Genomic DNA, 17,493 nt, shown 5'->3' with positions numbered 1-17,493 from the left:
AGTCCGCGGGGTGGGCCGAGAACGCCATCGCCGCCGCCACGCCGCCGGGGCCGCCGACCACGGTTCCGGCCAGCGCCGCCGCGGTGATCGCGGGATAGCGCCTGGTCCACGACTGCTCGGTGCCAGCACGAGTCAGGGCTTTGCTATGCCGGTAGTCGCCGCGACCCTTCGGCTTGCTGTGCGAGCCCACGGGCGAACCCGACCTCCCCTGCGCAGCGATCTCGGACTGTTGGCGGACGAACATATAAGAGGGTGACTCGACCTGTCACGAGCGCGGCGGCGGCCCGGTTCGGAAGTTAGCCGGGCAATGGGCGGATCTTGACGCTTTGTTGACTTAGCGGAAATGCGGCCGTGGGCCGGCCGGCCCGCCGGGGCACCGTCACTCGGTTTGCGGGGCGATCACCTGCCGCCTATAGTTAGTTAACGTAAGCTAACTATATGGGAGCCGCCAGCATGCCGTCGGACAGTGACATCGGAGAACTCGAAACCGAGGGGCTCGACACCGAAGAGCGTCAGACCGCGAACGCGATGGCGAATGCCGCCGGCGTAACCGACGCCGGGACCTCCATAGGCACCGCCGCGATCCCGCAACCGCGCGGGTTCCGCGGCGCGCTGTCCTCAGGCCCCGATCACCCGCACTACAAGTGGGTGGCACTGTCCAACACCACGCTCGGCATGCTGCTGGCGACGATCAACAGCTCCATCGTGCTGATCTCGCTGCCGGCCATCTTCAACGGCGTGCGGCTCAACCCGCTCGAGCCGGGCAACGTCAGCTATCTGCTGTGGATGCTGATGGGTTACATGCTCGTCACTGCAGTGCTCGTGGTCACGCTCGGCCGGCTCGGCGACATGTACGGCCGGGTGAAGATCTACAACCTCGGCTTCGCGGTCTTCACCGTCTGCTCGATCATCCTGTCCCTCGACCCGTTCACCGGCGGGCACGGCGCGCTCTGGCTGATCGGCTGGCGCGTGGTGCAGGCCGTCGGCGGCGCGATGCTGATGGCGAACTCGACCGCGATCATCACCGACGCCTTCCCCGCCCGTCAGCGCGGTACCGCACTCGGCATCAACATCGTCGCCGCGCTCGCCGGCTCGTTCATCGGGCTAGTCCTCGGTGGAGTGCTGGCCGACTGGGACTGGCGCTCAGTGTTCTGGGTCAACGTCCCGATCGGCGTCATCGGCACCATCTGGGCGTACAAGTCACTGCACGACAACTCCACCCGCCGCCCCGGCCGCATCGACTGGTGGGGCAACGCGACCTTCGCGATCGGCCTGACCGCGCTGCTGGCCGCCATCTCCTACGGCATCCAGCCCTACGGCGGCCACACCATGGGCTGGACGAATCCGCTGATCATCGCCGGACTGGTCGGCGGCGCCGTCGTCCTGGCCGCCTTCCTGGTCATCGAGGCGCGCACGGCCGAGCCGATGTTCCCGCTGCGGCTGTTCCGCTCGCACGTCTTCGCCGGGGCCAACGCCGCCAGCCTGCTGATGTCGGTGGCCCGCGGCGGCCTGCAGTTCATGCTGATCATCTGGCTGCAGGGCATCTGGCTGCCGCTGCACGGCTACGACTACGCGCAGACCCCGCTGTGGGCCGGCATCTACCTCGTCCCGCTCACCGTCGGGTTCCTGGTCGCCGGGCCGATCGCCGGCCGGCTCTCGGACCGGTTCGGGCACCGCTCCTTCGCCATCGGCGGCCTGCTGCTCATGGCGGCCACCTTCGGCGGGATGCTGCTGCTGCCCACCGACTTCAGCTACCCGGTGTTCGCGGCGCTGATCCTGCTCAACGGCCTCGGCTCCGGCCTGTTCTCCGCGCCGAACGCCTCCGCGATCATGAACAGCGTCCCGGCGCACCAGCGCGGCGCGGCCTCCGGGATCCGCTCGACCTTCCAGAACTCCGGCATGGTGCTGTCCATCGGCCTGTTCTTCTCGCTGATGGTCGTCGGCCTGGCCTCCAGCCTGCCGAGCACCCTCTACAGCGGGCTGACCGCGCAGGGCGTCCCCGCGCAGGCCGCCCACGCCGTCGCCGCGCTGCCCCCGGTGGGCGTGCTGTTCGCCGCCTTCCTCGGGTACAACCCGATACAGCAACTACTCGGCTCCCACGTCCTCGGCGCGCTGCCGGCGCACAACGCGGCGACGCTCACCGGCCGCCAGTTCTTCCCGCACCTGATCTCCGGGCCCTTCCACGACGGACTGATCGTCGTGTTCTGGCTCGCCATCGGGATGAGCCTGGTCGGCGCGCTGGCGTCCGCGATACGGCCCCGGCGCGAGAGCCGAGCTAAGGTTTGACAATGACCACCCCGCCGACGGATCCGCAGGACATCACCCGCCTGCGTGTCGCGGTCGGCCGCCTGCACCGGCGGCTGGCCCAGCGCTCCACCAGCGAGCTGACCTTCGCGCAGATCTCCGCCCTGGTCATGGTGGAGAAGCACGGCCCGATCCGGCAGGGCGAGCTGGCCGCGCGCGAGAAGGTGGCCGCGCCTTCGATGACCCGCACCGTCAGCGGCCTCGTGGAGGCCGGCCTGGTCCAGAAGATCCCGGACCCGGAGGATGGCCGCTCCTGCCACATCGTGGTTACCGAGGCCGCGCGCACGCTGCTGGAGAAGATCCGCACCGAGCGCTCGGCGATGCTCGCCGAGCGGGTCGCGCGGCTGACCCCGGAGCAGTACTCGACGCTCGTCGACGCGCTGCCCGTGCTCGAACAGCTGGCCGAAGAGGCCGACTGAGCACCGGGCGGCGACCCGCGGTGCGCCGCGCCGCACCCCCGGCACCGGCCGCCGCGGCCGCAGGTGGGAGACTTGCCGTATGAGCGAGACTGACACTCCCCGCGACGCCGCGCCGCAAAGCCGGGACGCGGCGGCGCAGCCGGAGGAGGAGTGGCCGCCGCGCGAGTGGCGGGAGACCACGCGGGCGGCCGGACGCCGCCAGGCGATGTACGTCGCCCTCGGCATGGTCGCGATCTTCGCCGTGCTGGTCGTCGTCGCGATCTGGGGTTCGCACAACGGCTGACCTCTGACGGCCGGTCAGCGGCCGCCGCTCAGGCCAGCTCGAACTCGCCGAGCGGGTCGGACGCGAGCAGGTGCACGAGCCAGCGCGCCACGCTGGCGTTCGACTCCTCGACGCCGGCGAAGCACGGGAAGACCCGCCGCCAGGTCGTCGCCCGCGAGATCGGCGCGATCCTGATCGCCAGGTCGGCCGCGCGCTCCAGTTCGGCGAGGCGGTACCCGTCCCCAAGCCACGGCTCGAGGTAAGCGGCGCGCAGGCGGCTGAGATCGGCCGCGCCGAAATGCGCTCTCGCCGCGCGCAAGACCACCAGCAGGGTGCTGAAGGGATGGCCGATCGACGCATCCCCCCAATCGAACACCAGCCCGCTGTCGCCGGACCCGAACACGTTGTTCGGGTGCAGGTCGTTGTGGTCGAGCGAAGCCGCGATGCCGAACGCATCAAGCAGCGCGCAACGCTCGCGCAGCTTGGGCAGGAAGCCGTGCAACGCCTCGGATCGGGTTTCGCCGATCGCAGCCAGCAGTGCTTGGTCAGCGAGGAGCGTCTCCAGCCGCTCGGGCAGCGTCGTCGGCCGCAGATCCGGCACGCCGAGCGCGAGCAGTTCGCCGGTACGCGTCGAAAGGTCTCGTTGAAGGCGGGCGTACCTCTGCAGCACCGGGATCAGATGCGCCGGATCCGGGTCGCGATCGAGCACCTCATGTAGGCGCGATCCGGCATCAGATGCCAGCATCCACGCACGCTCGGTGTCCACGGCGAGCACCGGCGGCACCATCCCCGGCGCCCACTGCCCGAGCGCGGCGATCAGCCCCGGTTCGAAGGCCGAGCCCGGCGGGTTTGCCTTGAACCACACTGTTCCGTGCGCGCCGACCGGCACCCGAGCCACCACCGACCACATGCGTCCCCGCAGCGCCGGAATGCTGGAGCGCCGCAGTCCCACAGCCCCCAGCCGCTCGTCGATCCACGCCACCGCCTCGGCCAGCCACCGCGGATCACGCCACGGCGGCACTCCCGCGCCCGGCTCGACCGGCGTGAGATCGACCATATCCATGACCGGCGAGGTGGTTTCGGCACGCGCTGACACGGCGTCATCCTCGCAGCTCACGACCGCGCCGTCCAAGGCATTACCCGGCCGCGCACAGAAAACCGCAGGCCAGCGCAGCCGCCGCGCGGGCCCGCTCCGGCGAGCGATAGCGCCGCGGCGCACCCACAATGGCAGCATGACGGAACGCGACGAGCTCGAAAACGCCACCGAGGCCCGTACCGCAGCCAACGGCGCTCCACCCGCTGCCGCCACACCCGCCCCCGAGCCCGACACCGACGTGATTCCCGCAGTCGCGGCGGACACAGAAGTTCCAGCGGACACAGGCCCGCAACGTCCGGCAGGCGTCTGGTACGAGATCAAAGACGCCGTCAGGCCGCGTTCCGCCATCCTCGTCATCGCGACCCTGTGCCTCGGCGTCGGCTTCATCCTGTCCTATGTCGGTGCCCTGCATCACCCGACGGCCAAGAACCTGCCGTTCGACGTCGTCGCGCCGACCACGGTTCAGGGCCAGGCCGTCGCCGGCCTTGCCAGCCTGCCCGGCAAGCCGCTCACCCCGCGCCTGATCGCCGACGAGCAGACCGCTCGCTCCCGCGTCGCCGACCGCACCAGCACCGGCGCGCTGATCATCGACCCGACCAGCAGCACCGACACCCTTTACGTCGCCTCCGCCGCGAGCCCGTCCATCTCCAACGCGGTGACCCGGATCATCCAGAGCGCCGAGGCACAGCAGCAGCGCACTGTCACCGTCCGCGACGTCGTGCCCGTCGCGGCCGCGGACAACGGCGGCCTTTCCTCCTTCTACATGGCCGTCGGCTGGACCGTCACCGGCTACCTGATCGCCTCGATCCTCGGTGTCAGCGCCGGAACACGCCCCGCGACGCCCACCCGCGCCGTCGTGCGCCTTATCGCCCTCGCCCTGAGCGCCTGCGTGGCCGGCGGCGTCGGCGCCTGGCTCGTGCAGCACGAACTCGGCGCGCTGCCCGGCAGCTTCTGGCACCTGGCCGTGGTCGGGGCGCTCGTCGTGTTCGGCGCCGGTGCGGTCACCATGGCGTTGCAGGTCGCCCTCGGCGTGCTCGGCATCGGCGTCGCCGTGCTGCTGTTCGTGATCCTCGGCAACCCGTCGGCCGGCGGGGCCTACGCCCGTGCGCTCATCCCGCCGTTCTGGCGCGGGATCGGCGCGTTCTTCCCGCCGGGAGCGGGCACCGACGCCACCCGCTCGGTCGCCTACTTCGGCGGCGCGAACACCGCCGAACCGCTGTTCATCCTCGGCGCGTACTGCGTCATCGGCCTGCTCGCGACGCTCGGCCTCGCCTCAGTCCTGCGCCCGAAGCCCGCGACGACACCAGCGACCGCTCAATAGCGCGGCAGCACGCAGACGCACGCACCGACGTCAGGCGTCCGGTTCGGCCCCCATGGTCTCCGCGACGCCTGACGCCTCGTCCGCCTCCTCGACTTCTTCGCGCGGAATCCCCAGCAGAAACAGGATCGTGTCGAGGAAGGGGACGTTCACGGCCGTGTCCGCCGCCTCGCGCACCAACGGCTTGGCGTTGAACGCGACGCCGAGCCCGGCCGCCGCCAGCATGTCCAGGTCATTCGCCCCGTCGCCGATCGCCACGGTCTCCGACAGCGGCACCCCGGCCGTCGTGGCGAACCGCAGCAGCGCCGCCGCCTTACCCGGCCGGTCGACTACGTCACCGACGACCCGGCCGGTCAGCCTGCCCTCCGCGACCTCCAACGTGTTGGCCGCCGCGAAGTCCAGCCCGAGCTGACCGACGAGCGTGTCTGTGATCTGAGTGAAACCACCGGAGACGATCCCGACCTGGTAACCCAACCGCTTGAGCGTACGCACCAACGTCTTAGCGCCCGGCGTGTAGCGCACCTCCGCGCGCACCTTGTCGAACACCGTCTCGGGCAGGCCTTCCAGCAGCGCCACCCGCGCGCGCAGGGACGCGGTGAAGTCCAGCTCGCCGCGCATCGCCGCCGCCGTCACCTGCTCAACCTGCTCCAGGCAGCCCGCGTGCCGGGCCAGCAGCTCGATCACCTCGTCCTGGATCAGCGTGGAGTCGACGTCCATCACCACCAGGTGCTTGGCCCGCCGCGCCAGCCCCGAGCGCTGCACCGCGATGTCCACCCCGGCCTCGGCCGCCGCGGCGGCCAAGACCCCGCGCAGCCGCGCCGGATCCACGCCCGACACGTCCAGCTCGATCGCCGTGACCGGGTACTTCGCCAGGCGCACGATCCGGTCGATGTTGCCCTGCGCCTCGGCGATCCGCCCGGCCACCGTCCCCATCGCCCCGGCGGTCAGCGGCGCCCCGAGCACCGTCACCCGGCTGCGCCCGGCCCGGCGCCTGCGGTTGTCGCCGCGCCCCTCGGTGATCTCCACGTCCAGCTTCCACGCCGCCGCCCACCGGTGCAGCGCGATCCGGAACTCGGTCTGGTCCTGCGGGGCCGTGACCAGCACGCCGAGCACAAGCCGGCCGCGCAGCACTATCTGCTCGACGTCCGCGACCTGCGCGGCGTAGCCGGTGCGCGCCTCGAACTCGGTGATCTGTTCGAACAGCGCGGCGGTCACCCCCGGCCGGTCCGCCCCGAACACCGTGACCAGCAGCGTCGGCGCGTCGTCCGAGAGGCCCAGAGGGCGCCCGTCCGGCGCCCCGACGATCTCCGATTGCATGGCCCCACGCTACCGGCCCGTCATCCGCACCCTATAGGTTTGGCCACATGACGGACGTGCTCGACCTGGTCGACGTCTCCCTGGTGCGGGACGGGAAGAAGCTGCTGAGCGGGATCACCTGGCGGGTCGCCGAGGGCGAACGCTGGGTGGTGGTCGGGCCGAACGGGGCCGGCAAGACCACGCTGCTGCAGATCGCCGCCGGGAACCTGCATCCGAGCAGCGGCACCGCCACCATCCTCGGCGACACCCTCGGCAAGGTGGACGTCTTCGAGCTGCGTCCCCGCATCGGCCTGACCTCCGCGGCCGTCGACCAGCGGCTCGGGCGCACCGCCAGGGTCCGCGACGCCGTGCTGACCGCCAGCTACGGCCAGCTGGGCCGCTGGCGCGAGAAATACGACGAGATCGACACCAGCCGCGCCGACGACCTGCTGGCCTGGTGGGGCATGGAGGGCTTCGCCGAGCGCACCTACGGCACGCTGTCCTCCGGCGAGCGCAAGCGGGTCCTGATCGCCAGGGCCCTGATGACCGACCCCGAGCTGCTGCTGCTCGACGAGCCGGCCGCCGGGCTCGACCTGGCCGGCCGCGAGGACCTGGTGCGCCGGCTGGCCAACCACGCCGCCGACCCGAACTCCCCGGTGACGATCCTGGTCACCCACCACGTCGAGGAGATCCCGCCCGGCTTCACGCACGTGCTGATGCTGCGGCAGGGCGGCGTCGTGGCGGCCGGCCCGGTGCCGCTGACCCTCACCGCGGAGAACCTTTCCGCCTGTTTCAACATCCCGCTGGCCGTGGAGAGCACCGGGGGCAGGTACTACGCGCGCGGGCTGTGACCGCGGCCCGCGCCGTGGGCAGCGGCTCGGCCCCGCCCGCCGAATCAGCAGGCTGAGCTAAGCGGCCGTCTCAGGACGCTGCAAGCGCTGAAAAACCAGCTACGGACTGCGCAAAGTCGATCGCCGTCAGTACCATGGTCGGCATGGGCTGGGTGTGGTGGATGGTCACAGCCGTCTTACTGCTGTTGGCCGAGAGTGCGACAGCGACCCTCGCCTGTGTCATGGCGGCCGCGGCGGCGGCGGTGGCCGCCGCTTTGGCGGCGCTGGGCCTGCCGCTGGCCGGGCAGATACCGGTCTTCATGGGCGTCAGCGTCGGCCTCATCGTCTTTCTGCGCCCGGCCGTGATGCGCCATCAGTCGCGTCCGGGACTGCGCACCGGCGTCGCCGCTTTGGTCGGCAGCGACGCCCTGGTCACCAGCCGCGTCGACGCGCACGCCGGCCGGATCAGGCTCAGCGGCCAGATCTGGACCGCCCGCGCCTACGATCCCGAGGCCGTCTTCGAGCCCGGAGCCGTCGTGCACGTCCTGGAGATCGACGGCGCGACCGCGCTGGTCATTTGAACTCATCCGGGCTTCCGGGCGCGCGCCGTACCCCCGGCGCGCGACTCGGCCGACGCCCGCGCCCCGAGCGGTCATCTTTTCGGCCCGGCGCGTTAGGGCTGACGGGCTGAAACTTTGGGCATAATCGCAGTATCGTGTGGGCTCGTCAGTACTTTAACTTTTGCAGCTCACCGCATCGTCATATCGCGGCACGGCAGTGGGGTCGAAACGACTGAGGGCCGTCGCCAAATTCAGGGGAGGCAGGGATGAGCGTGGTCACCGCGATTCTCGTGGTGCTGATCGTGGTGCTTTCGGTCACCTACTTCCTCTACCGGTCCGTGCAGATCGTCCCGCAGGCCAGCGCCCAGGTCGTCGAGCGCTTCGGCCGCTACCGGCGGACCCTTGAGCCAGGGCTGCGCTTCCTGGTCCCGGTGGCGGACACCATCCGGGCCACCGTGGACATGCGCGAGCAGGTGGTGCCCTTCCCGCCGCAGGAGGTCATCACCGAGGACAACCTGCTGGTCTACATCGACTGGGTGGTCTATTACCAGGTCACCGACCCGCGCCGGGCCACCTACGAGATCCAGAACTACGTGCAGGCCATCGAGTACCTGGTCTCCACCACGCTGCGCAACATCGTCGGCGGCATGGACCTGGAGCGCACCCTGACCAGCCGCGACGAGGTCAACACCGAGCTGCGCGACGCCCTGGACCAGGCCACCGGGCCCTGGGGCATCCGGGTCAACCGCGTGGAGCTGCGCACCATCCAGCCCAACCGCGACATCACCGAGGCCATGGAGAAGCAGGTGCGCGCCGAACGCGAACGGCGCGCGACCGTCCTGCAGGCCGAGGGCGTCAAGCAGGCCGAGATCCTGCGTGCCGAGGGCGACCGGCAGTCGATGATCCTCAAGGCCGAGGGCGAGGCCAAGGCCGCGGAGCTGCGCGCCGGCGGCGAGGCCCAGGCGATCAAGAAGGTCTTCGAGGCCATCCACGAGGGCGACGCCGACTCCAAGCTGCTCAGCTACCAGTATCTGCAGATGCTGCCGAAGCTCGCCGAGGGCGAGGCGAACAAGGTCTGGATCGTGCCGAGCGAGCTGGGCAAGGCGGTCGAGGGCATCGGCGGCGCGTTCAGCAAGATCGGCACCCCGCAGGCCAACGGCGAACCCGGCCCCGGCTCCGGGCCCGGCAACGCGGGTGGCAGCGGGGGAGAGGGCGGCGACCCGGCCCGCCCGACCGGTCCGCGCCCCTCGGCCGCTCCGGCGGCGCAAGCGGCGGGCGGCGGCCCGGCCCGCGAGCCCTCCGACCGTCCGGCGCACACGCCGCGGCCACGCCGCCTGTCACCGGCCGACGTGCTTTACGGCGCCGAAGACGAATAGGCGACGAGCACCCACAGTGTCGAGGGACACACGCGGTAAGGGGCACGTCTCGGCCGACTGCTAGACGCGCCCCGGTACGCTGATCGCGTGACGCATGGGATTGGCGAGGCGGCCGCGCTGCTCGGCGCCGGGCTGGCGGCCGGGACGATCAACACCGTCGTCGGCTCCGGCACGCTGATCACCTTCCCGACCCTGCTCGCGTTCGGCTACTCGCCGGTGCTGGCCAACGTCACCAACACCGTGGGCCTGGTGCCCGGCGTGATCAGCGGCGTGCACGGGTATCGCAGGGAACTGCAAGGGCAGCGCGCCAGGCTGCTGCTGCTCGGCAGCGCCTCCGTGCTCGGCGGCGTCACGGGCGCGATCCTGCTGCTCACACTGCCCGCCGGGGCCTTCAAGGCGATCGTCCCCGCGCTGATCCTGATCGCGCTCGCGCTCGTCATCGCGCAGCCGGTGCTCGCCCGGTGGGTCGCCCGCCGCCAGGCCGCCCGGGGCGGCCGGGGCGAGGCCGGACGCGCGAACGCCGCCGGCGGCCCGGTGCTCTGGACGCTGGTCTTCGGCACCGGCGTCTACGGCGGCTACTTCGGCGCGGCGCAGGGCGTGATCCTCATCGGCCTGCTCGGCATCGCGTTCACCGACACCCTCCAGCGCCTCAACGCCGCGAAGAACGTGCTGGCCGCGCTGGTCAACGGCGTCGCGGCGGTCATCTTCATCGCCTCCACGCACATCGCCTGGGGCGCCGCCGGGCTTATCGCCGCGGGGTCCATCCTCGGCGGCCAGCTCGGCGCGCGCATCGGCCGCAAGCTGCCGCCGACGGCGCTGCGCGTCGTGATCGTCTGCGTCGGGATCGTCGCGCTCGTCAAGCTGCTCGCCTGACCCACTGACGCCTGACCCACTGACGCCTGACCCACGGGCGCCGGACACAGCGCGGGGCTGCCGGCGCCCTCGCGCGCCGACAGCCCCGGGAACCGGTCGAGATCGTCCGGTTCAGATCATGCTCAGCCGAACATCCCGGGCTGGTAGTCGCCGGCCGGCTGCTGAAGGATGACGTTCATCCGGTTGTAGGTGTTGATCAGGGCGATCACCGCTACCAGAGCCGAGAGCTGCTCCTCGTCGTAGTGCTTGGCCGCGTTCGCCCACACCTCGTCCGGCACGCCGCCGGCCGCGTCCGCGATGCGGGTGCCCTGCTCGGCCAGCTCCAGCGCGGCGCGCTCGGCCTCGGTGAAGGACTTCGCCTCGCGCCAGGCCGCCACCATGTTCAGCCGCAGCGGGTCCTCGCCGGCCGCCACCGCGTCCTTGTAGTGCATGTCGGTGCAGAACCCGCAGCCGTTGATCTGGCTGGCCCGCAGCTTCACCAGCTCTTGGGTGGCGAGCGGCAGCGACGAGTCCGAGAGCACCTTCCCGGCCGAGTTGACGTACTTGATGACCTTGCCGAGCAGCGGGTTGTTCTGGGTGTTCAGACGGGCTTCCATGGGGAGCTCCTTAGCCGTTCCCGTTGGTTACACGGCCTTGACGGAACGGCTCGGCGGAACGTGACAGCGAAGAATGTGACGTAGGTCTCGCAGCGCGCGGACCCGCCGGAGCCTAGATCCGCGCGGTCCAGTAAACGTCAGTCACGTACGGGATCTCGATGCGGTCGCCGCGGCTTTCCTCGTGCCGGTCGAGCACCGCCTCCAGCTCGTGGCGCACCTGCGCGCGGCTGTGGGCGTCCAGGGTGCTGATGACGCTGGAGGTGAGCGCCTGCCCGAGCACGCCTTCGCGGTCCGTCACAAAGGGATTCGGCACATGCTGCGCCGCGAGCGGAGACCAGCCCGGCAGGTCGTCGAAGAACCGGCGCCACCGTCCGTCCCGGTGCCCCGGCACCGCCTCGGTGCGCCACTGCCGGTAGATCTTCGAGTACTCGGCCACCCACGGCACCGTCTCGTCCAGGGTGTTCCACACCAGCCCGAGCCGCCCGCGCCGGTGCGTGATCCGCTCGACCTCGGCCAGCGCCGCCTTCGGATCGAACCAGTGCCAGGCCTGCGCCGCCACCACGGCGTCCATCGCGCCGTCCGGCAGGCCGGTCGCCTCCGCGAGCCCGTCCACCGCCTCGACCTGGGGCAGCAGCTCGGCCAGCCGGTCCCGCATCGCCGCCACCGGCTCCAGCGCGACCACCCGCGCCCCGGTCAGCGCCAGCAGCCGGGTGAACTTCCCGGTGCCCGCGCCCACCTCGGCGACGCACCGGCCGGCGCGCAGGTCGAGCGCGTCGGCGAGCACGGCCAGAGACCGCGTCGGATACGAGGGGCGGACGCGCTCATAGTCCGCCGCCGCGCGCTGGTAGCCGAGTTCTGCGGCGTGGTGGATAGCCACAGTGCGAACCTAACACCAACGATCATGCTTTGACCGTATTGGCCGGTGACCAGGTGGCGACCGAAAGGTGACGATCGGATAACGACGCCGGGGCGATAGGCTGGCGATCCGCCGCGCGGCGGCCCGGTGACCCGGTCCACGGCACCGGATCGGCGCCGCGACGCCCCGGGGTCCTCCGCCGAGCGGATCAGGCCCCTGATCCGAGCGGCACTCGACGCATCGACGCGAAAGGCAGCGCCCGCACAGTGTCCGTGGAACGCCCCCCGACGATCCTGCTGGTCTCCACCGCCGACACCGATCTGCTCGCCGCCCGCGCCGCGAGCGCGCCGCAGCCGGCCGCGCAGCCCCGTGCCGATTACCGCGTGGCCAACCCGGCCCGAGTCGCCACGGCCGAACTGCCGGCCCTGCTCGACGGGGTGCGCGTCGCGATCGTGCGGCTGCTCGGCGGAGCGCGCGTCTGGGAGGACGGGCTCGCCGCCCTCGCGCACGCGGGCATCCCGACCATCGCGCTCGGCGGCGAAGCCACGCCCGACGCCGACCTCATGGCGCTCTCCTCGGTGCCGCTCTCGGTGGCGACCGCAGCGTCGGGATACCTCCTAGCCGGAGGACCGGAAAACCTCGCACGGCTATCGGAGTTCCTTGACGCCGCTGTCCTGCGCGACGAGCCGGGCGGCGACTTCGAGCCCCCGCAGCCGACGCCGCTCTTCGGCCTCCGCACTGACGCCGGCGACCGCGCACGCGCCGTGGATCCGGACCGGCCGACCGTCGGCGTGATCTACTACCGCGCACACGAACTTTCCGGCAACACAGCGTTCGTCGACACGCTCTGCGACGCCCTCGAGACCGCGGGCGCCAACGCGCGCCCCGTCTTCTGCGCCTCGCTCCGCTCGCTCGGCGACCAGGACAACACGGGCCTGACCGACCTGCTGCGCGGCTGCGACGCGCTTATCGTGACAGTCCTTGCTGCCGGCGGCGCGGTCGCGGCCGACGCCTCGGCAGGCGGTGACGAGGACGCCTGGGACGTCGGCGCCCTCGCCCGGCTCGACGTGCCGGTCATCCAAGGACTCTGCCTTACCTCGACCCGCGAGGCATGGCAGGACTCGAACGCCGCGCTCTCGCCGATGGACGCCGCCATGCAGGTCGCCATCCCCGAGTTCGACGGCCGCCTGATCACCGTTCCGTTCTCGTTCAAGCAGCACAACTCCGATGGGATCGCGGTCTACGTCGCGGACCCCGAACGCGCCGCCCGCGTGGCCGGCATCGCCGCCCGGCACGCCGCGCTGTCGCGCAAACCCAACCGCGACAAGCGAATCGGTGTTCTGCTTTCCTCCTATCCGACCAAGCACGCGCGCATCGGCAACGCCGTGGGCCTGGACACTCCGGCGTCGGCCGTGCGCCTGTTCACGGCCATGCGCGAGGCCGGATACGCGGTGGGGGAGTTCCCCGACGACGGCGACACCCTCATCCACTCGCTGATCGCCGCGGGCGGCCACGACGTGGAATGGCTCACGGCCGAGCAGCTGGCCGCCGCGACCGCGCGCGTGCCGCTGGCCGACTACGAACGCTGGTTCACCAGCCTGCCCACCGACCTGCGCGAGGCGATCCGCGAACACTGGGGCGAGCCGCCCGGTTCGCTGTACGTCGACGACTCCGGCCCGGACGCGCCGCAGATCGTGCTCGCCAGCCTCACGTTCGACAACCTCGTCCTGCTGATCCAGCCGCCGCGCGGCTTCGGCGAGAACCCGATCGCGATCTACCACGACCCGGACCTGCCGCCCAGCCACCACTATCTGGCCGCCTACCGCTGGCTCGCCGCACCCGCATCAGAGGGCGGATTCGGCGCGGACGCGCTCGTGCACCTGGGCAAGCACGGCACGCTGGAATGGCTGCCCGGCAAGGGCCTCGGCTTGTCAGAGTCCTGCGCCCCCGACGCCGTGCTCGGCGACCTGCCGCTGGTGTACCCGTTCATCGTGAACGACCCCGGCGAGGGCACGCAGGCCAAGCGGCGAGCGCACGCCACCGTCGTGGACCACCTGATCCCGCCGATGGCCCGTGCCGACGCGTACGGCGACCTCGCGCGGCTCGAACAGCTCCTCGACGAGTACGCCACCGTGCAGGCCCTGGACCCGGCAAAGGCACCGGTCGTGCGCGCGCAGATCTGGGAACTGGTCACGGCGGCGCAGCTGCACCACGACCTTCATCAGGACTCGATGCCGGGCGAGGACGACTTCGACGACTTCGTGCTGCACATCGACGGCTATCTGTGCGAGATCAAGGACGTGCAGATCCGCGACGGCCTGCACATCCTCGGCCGCGCGCCGGAGGGCGAGGAGCTGGTCAACGACGTGCTCGCGATCGTCCGCGCGCGCCAGATCTTCGGCGGCGCGGCGGGGTACGAGGGCCGCGGGGGAGCGCTGCCCGGATTGCGGCGCGCCCTTGCCGAGGCGCGCGGCCTGCCGCAGGACGCTGAGACCGACCCGGCGCACGTGGACGAGCTCGAAGGCGAGGCCAGGGCGCTGATCGAGGCGTTGGCGGCGGCGGAATGGGATGTCGACGCGCTGCTCAGCGGAGCTGACGGGCTTGGGCTTGGTGAAGTTAACAGGCCCACTGAAATCGGAGTGGGAGCGAACAGCGAGGGGGTGAACAGGCCTCGGATCACTCCCGACGTCGCCGCGGTGCTGCGGTTCGCCGCCCGCGAAGTCGTCCCGCGGCTGCGTCGGACCACTGACGAGATCGGCAACGTCCTGCGCGCTCTCGACGGCCGCTACATCCCGGCCGGGCCCTCGGGCTCGCCGACCCGCGGCCTGGTCAGCGTGCTGCCGACCGGCCGCAACTTCTACTCCGTGGACCCCAAGGCGATCCCGTCGCGCAACGCACACGACGTCGGCCGCGCCCTCGCCGATTCCCTGCTCGCGCGCCACCTCGCCGACACCGGCGCCTACCCCCGCTCGGTCGGCATCACGGTCTGGGGCACCAGCGCGATGCGTACCCAGGGCGACGATATCGCCGAGATCCTGGCGCTGCTCGGCGTCGAGCCGGTCTGGGACGACGCCTCCCGCCGCGTCACCGGGTTCGAGGTCATTCCCGCCGAACAGCTCGGCCGGCCGCGCATCGACGTGACCGTCCGCATCTCAGGGTTCTTCCGCGACGCCTTCCCGCACGTGGTCTCCCTCGTGGACGACGCGATTCAGGCCGTCGCGCAGCTGGACGAACCGGTCGAGGTCAACTACGTCAAGGCGCACGCCGACACGGACGAGGCCGCGCACGGTGACCGGCGGCGCGCGACGACGCGCATCTTCGGCTCAAAGCCGGGCGCGTACGGTGCGGGCCTGCTTCCGCTCATCGACGCCCGCAACTGGAGCAGCGACGCCGACCTCGCCGAGGTCTTCGCGGTCTGGGGCGGCTACGCCTACGGCCGCGGCCTCGACGGACGCGAGGCGCGCGCCGACATGGACGCCGCGTTCCGCCGCATCGAGGCCGCCGCGAAGAACCAGGACACCCGCGAGCACGACATCGTCGACTCCGACGACTACTTCCAATACCACGGCGGCATGGTCGCCTACGTCCGGGCGCTGACCGGCTCCTCCCCGGCCGCGTACGTCGGCGACTCGGCCGTTCCCGACACCGTGAAGACGCGCACGCTCGCCGAGGAGACCCACCGCGTCTTCCGCTCGCGCGTGGTCAACCCCAAGTGGATCGCCGCGATGCAGCGCCACGGATACAAGGGGGCCTTCGAGCTCGCGGCGACCGTGGACTACCTGTTCGGCTACGACGCGACCGCGGGCGTCGTCGACGACTGGATGTACGAGAAGCTCGCCGCCGCCTACGTCTTCGACGAGACCAACGCCGACTTCATGCGCCGCTCGAACCCCTGGGCGCTGCGCGGCGTCGCCGAGCGTCTGCTGGAGGCGGCCGAGCGGAAGCTGTGGTCGGCCCCCGACCCGGACACGCTCGACCGCCTCCGCGAGGTCTATCTCGACCTGGAAGGCGACCTCGAGGGCGAGTAGCCGGCTGCGGCCGATCCGGCGGGCGGGCGTGGCCGCGACAACGGCCGCTCATGGTCCGGCTATGCTCTAGGCGACGGTCACGGAGGAATCCGGTGCCGATCCACCCGGGCGGGCTCCTGCCTGCTCACGGTGGGTCCAGTCCGGAGCGGTCCCGCCACTGTGAGCGCAGCGTCACCGGTCAGCCGCCGGGCGCGCCGCGTGAGTCAGGAACTCCCAGCCGTCCGCCGGTTTTTTCTGCTCGATCGGGCGTGGGCTCCCGAGAGAAGGAAGGCACTTCTGTGGCCGTTGCCGCGCAGGCTGCGGCGGACGCTGCGCACACCGCGTCCGCGACCGCCGGACAGTCCGCATCCGCGAAAGCGGCCGATCCGCACTTCCCGTTCTCGGCCGTTCTCGGCCAGCACGACCTGCGGCTCGCGCTGATCCTCAACGCGATCCACCCGGGCGTCGGCGGCGTCCTGGCCCGCGGGGAGAAGGGCACCGCGAAATCCACGCTCGTGCGCGCGCTGGCCGCCGTGCTTCCGTCGGTGTCCGTCGTCCCGGGCTGCCGCTTCGCCTGCGATCCGGCCGCGCCCGACCCCGGCTGCCCCGACGGTCCGCATCCGGCTGACGGGACTTCGCCGGCTGAGTCGCGGCGGGCCCGGCTGGTCGAACTGCCGGTCGGCGCGTCGGAGGACCGGCTGACGGGTTCGCTCGACCTGGAACGCGCGCTCGGACAGGGCGTCGCCGCGTTCCAGCCCGGACTGCTCGCCGCCGCGCACCGCGGGATGCTCTACGTCGACGAGGTCAACCTGCTGCCGGACCACCTCGTGGACGTGCTGCTGGACGCGGCCGCGATGGGCATCGCGCACGTCGAGCGTGACGGGGTGTCGGTACGGCACGCGGCCCGGTTCATCCTGGTCGGCACGATGAACCCGGAGGAAGGCGAGCTGCGGCCGCAGCTGCTTGACCGGTTCGGCTTGACCGTTGAGGTCGCCGCGAGCCGGGAGCCCAAGCAGCGCGCCGAGGTGGTGCGCCGCAGGCTGGCGTACGAGGCCGACCCGGCCGGGTTCGCGGACGCGTGGGCCGCGGCGGACCGGGAGGTCGGCGAGCGGATCGCGACGGCACGTGCGGCGCTCGGGGCGGTCGTGCTGCCGGACGCGGAGCTGGAGCGCATCGCACGGGTCTGTGCCGCGTTCGAGGTGGACGGAATGCGCGCGGACCTGGTGACCGCGCGCGCGGCTGTGGCGCTCGCGGCTTGGCGTGGCCTGCCGGAGGTGACTGCGGCCGAGGTACGCGACGCCGCACGCCTCGCATTGCCACACCGGCGTCGGCGCAATCCGTTCGACGCTCCGGGCCTTGACGAGGACAAGCTCGACGAGGCGCTGCGGGATCAGGGCGACGACGAGCCGGAGCCGGATCCCGACGGGCCGGGTGGCGAGGACTGTCCCGCTGAGCCGGACAGAATTAACAGGCCCACCGCCGATGGAGAGGCCGAGGACACTCGGGAGAACGATCAAACTAACGATCAGACTCCGGCCGCAAACAACAGCAGCGAGGAAGGTTCACGACAGAGCGAAGGGACACGGGAGGACTCGGCGACTGGCGAGCAGTCAGCTGCGGCTTCTGCGGTCCGTCCCGCGCTTGAGCAGGCGGCAGTCGCGCCGGCCGATCCCTACCGCACGAAGCTGTACGCAGTCCCC

Annotated in this window: 15 protein-coding genes; 10 read left to right on the top strand and 5 right to left on the bottom strand. The window is 71.4% G+C overall.

From position 1 onward, the window contains the following. The coding region (locus VFB40_RS25435; RefSeq protein ID WP_324854971.1) for a hypothetical protein at window positions 1–190 on the bottom strand (190 nt) is incomplete at its 3' end. 338 nt (window positions 191–528) lie between these two features. Here VFB40_RS25435 and VFB40_RS25430 point away from each other — a divergent pair. The 3 genes from VFB40_RS25430 to VFB40_RS25420 all read left to right on the top strand — a co-directional run bounded on the left by VFB40_RS25430 (window position 529) and on the right by VFB40_RS25420 (window position 3,006). Beyond that, entirely contained in the window at window positions 529–2,286 is a 1,758-nt protein-coding gene (locus tag VFB40_RS25430; protein ID WP_414642150.1) for an MFS transporter, read from the top strand. A 2-nt stretch (window positions 2,287–2,288) separates the two neighbouring features. Continuing rightward, window positions 2,289–2,723 (top strand): MarR family winged helix-turn-helix transcriptional regulator, encoded by a 435-nt coding sequence (locus VFB40_RS25425; protein ID WP_324854967.1) that lies wholly within the window; start codon window positions 2,289–2,291, stop codon window positions 2,721–2,723. Window positions 2,724–2,802: 79 nt separating this feature from the next. Next, window positions 2,803–3,006: a hypothetical protein gene (locus VFB40_RS25420; RefSeq protein ID WP_324854965.1), complete on the top strand. Its 204-nt coding sequence runs from the start codon at window positions 2,803–2,805 to the stop codon at window positions 3,004–3,006. A gap of 28 nt (window positions 3,007–3,034) precedes the next feature. Here VFB40_RS25420 and VFB40_RS25415 read toward each other — a convergent pair whose 3' ends face one another. Next, window positions 3,035–4,249: a phosphotransferase gene (locus tag VFB40_RS25415; RefSeq protein ID WP_324854963.1), complete on the bottom strand. Its 1,215-nt coding sequence runs from the start codon at window positions 4,247–4,249 to the stop codon at window positions 3,035–3,037. Here VFB40_RS25415 and VFB40_RS25410 point away from each other — a divergent pair. Next, window positions 4,218–5,402 carry an ABC transporter permease gene (locus VFB40_RS25410; protein WP_324854961.1) on the top strand — a complete coding sequence of 395 codons (1,185 nt, stop codon included), beginning with the start codon at window positions 4,218–4,220 and terminating at the stop codon, window positions 5,400–5,402. The two genes, VFB40_RS25415 and VFB40_RS25410, sit on opposite strands and share 32 nt — an antisense overlap. A gap of 30 nt (window positions 5,403–5,432) precedes the next feature. Here VFB40_RS25410 and serB read toward each other — a convergent pair whose 3' ends face one another. Beyond that, complete coding sequence (gene serB, locus VFB40_RS25405) at window positions 5,433–6,716, bottom strand: phosphoserine phosphatase SerB (RefSeq protein ID WP_324854959.1); 1,284 nt, start codon at window positions 6,714–6,716, stop codon at window positions 5,433–5,435. 47 nt (window positions 6,717–6,763) lie between these two features. Between serB and VFB40_RS25400 the strand changes: the two genes are divergently transcribed. The 4 genes from VFB40_RS25400 to VFB40_RS25385 all read left to right on the top strand — a co-directional run bounded on the left by VFB40_RS25400 (window position 6,764) and on the right by VFB40_RS25385 (window position 10,334). Beyond that, complete coding sequence (locus tag VFB40_RS25400; protein WP_324854957.1) at window positions 6,764–7,546, top strand: ABC transporter ATP-binding protein; 783 nt, start codon at window positions 6,764–6,766, stop codon at window positions 7,544–7,546. A 143-nt stretch (window positions 7,547–7,689) separates the two neighbouring features. Continuing rightward, complete coding sequence (locus VFB40_RS25395; RefSeq protein ID WP_324854955.1) at window positions 7,690–8,106, top strand: NfeD family protein; 417 nt, start codon at window positions 7,690–7,692, stop codon at window positions 8,104–8,106. Window positions 8,107–8,351: 245 nt separating this feature from the next. Continuing rightward, window positions 8,352–9,461, top strand: coding sequence for an SPFH domain-containing protein (locus VFB40_RS25390; RefSeq protein ID WP_324854954.1), 1,110 nt, complete (start codon window positions 8,352–8,354; stop codon window positions 9,459–9,461). An 87-nt stretch (window positions 9,462–9,548) separates the two neighbouring features. Then, window positions 9,549–10,334 carry a sulfite exporter TauE/SafE family protein gene (locus VFB40_RS25385; protein WP_324854952.1) on the top strand — a complete coding sequence of 262 codons (786 nt, stop codon included), beginning with the start codon at window positions 9,549–9,551 and terminating at the stop codon, window positions 10,332–10,334. Window positions 10,335–10,456: 122 nt separating this feature from the next. Here the strand turns inward: VFB40_RS25385 and VFB40_RS25380 are convergent, their stop codons facing one another. Continuing rightward, complete coding sequence (locus tag VFB40_RS25380; protein WP_324854950.1) at window positions 10,457–10,930, bottom strand: carboxymuconolactone decarboxylase family protein; 474 nt, start codon at window positions 10,928–10,930, stop codon at window positions 10,457–10,459. Between the two features lie 112 nt (window positions 10,931–11,042). Next, window positions 11,043–11,807 carry a class I SAM-dependent methyltransferase gene (locus VFB40_RS25375; protein ID WP_324854948.1) on the bottom strand — a complete coding sequence of 255 codons (765 nt, stop codon included), beginning with the start codon at window positions 11,805–11,807 and terminating at the stop codon, window positions 11,043–11,045. Window positions 11,808–12,058: 251 nt separating this feature from the next. Between VFB40_RS25375 and cobN the strand changes: the two genes are divergently transcribed. Beyond that, window positions 12,059–15,814: a cobaltochelatase subunit CobN gene (cobN, locus tag VFB40_RS25370; RefSeq protein WP_349261634.1), complete on the top strand. Its 3,756-nt coding sequence runs from the start codon at window positions 12,059–12,061 to the stop codon at window positions 15,812–15,814. 404 nt (window positions 15,815–16,218) lie between these two features. Further along, on the top strand, window positions 16,219–17,493 hold a 1,275-nt coding region (locus tag VFB40_RS25365), incomplete at its 3' end, for a magnesium chelatase ATPase subunit I (RefSeq protein WP_349261633.1).

Source organism: Actinocrinis sp. (assembly GCF_035650855.1).
Classification (GTDB): Bacteria; Actinomycetota; Actinomycetes; order Streptomycetales; family Catenulisporaceae; genus Actinocrinis.
This window is presented reverse-complemented; position numbering and strand designations above follow the sequence as displayed.